The 712-nt window shown below is 61.0% G+C and carries 1 protein-coding gene; it reads right to left on the bottom strand.

Features of this window, described 5'->3' with window-relative positions; translation table 11 throughout:
* The coding region (locus PY650_RS36610; protein WP_285884987.1) for an AMP-binding protein at positions 1–712 on the bottom strand (712 nt) is incomplete at both ends.

Below are 712 nucleotides of genomic sequence, written 5' to 3'. Positions count from 1 at the left end.
GCCTTCGACAAAGGGACTGGCGATGAACCGCTCGGCCGTCAGCTCCGGCCGGTTGAGGTAGCCGCGGGCAACGCCGGCCCCGCCGATATAAAGCTCGCCGACCGCCCCGAATGGCACGGGCTGACCATGACCGTCGAGAAGATAGAGCCGCGTGTTGGCAATCGGACGGCCGATCGGGACGCGCTGCCGGTTATCGAAATTTGCAGGCGTCGGATAGCAAAGACTGAAGGTAGTGTTCTCCGTTGGGCCGTAGCCATTGGAGATCCGAAGCTTTGAATGTCGGTTCTGGCAGGCGCTGACGGAAGCGGGGGAGACCTCTTCACCGCCGACCAGCAGGTGCCGCAGCGGATCGGTGCTCCGCCCTTCCCTGATATAGAGGTCGAACAACCGTGCTGTCATCCAGGCGATGGTAACGCCTTGGTCTTGGATGATCTGGGCCAGCTTTGCGGTCGAGATGTAACGTTTAGGATAGAGGACAACACTGGCGCCGTTTGCCAAGGCGCCCCAAACCTCGAACGTCGTCGCGTCGAATGTCGGTGAGGAAGCGTTGAGAAAGACGTCCTGCGGCGAGATCTCAACAAAATCGTTTCCCACCACGAGACGCACCACCCCCCGATGCTCGACCATGACGCCCTTTGGGGTTCCGGTGGAACCGGAGGTATAGATGATATAGGCGAGATGGCGTGCGGTAAGGCCAAGGGCGCGGGGGTCT

Origin of the sequence: Martinezella calliandrae (genome assembly GCF_030272695.1) — a bacterium.
GTDB classification, from domain to species: Bacteria; Pseudomonadota; Alphaproteobacteria; order Rhizobiales; family Rhizobiaceae; genus Rhizobium; species Rhizobium calliandrae.
The sequence above is the reverse complement of the archived record's forward strand: the minus strand, read 5'-3'. Positions and strand labels throughout refer to the sequence as shown.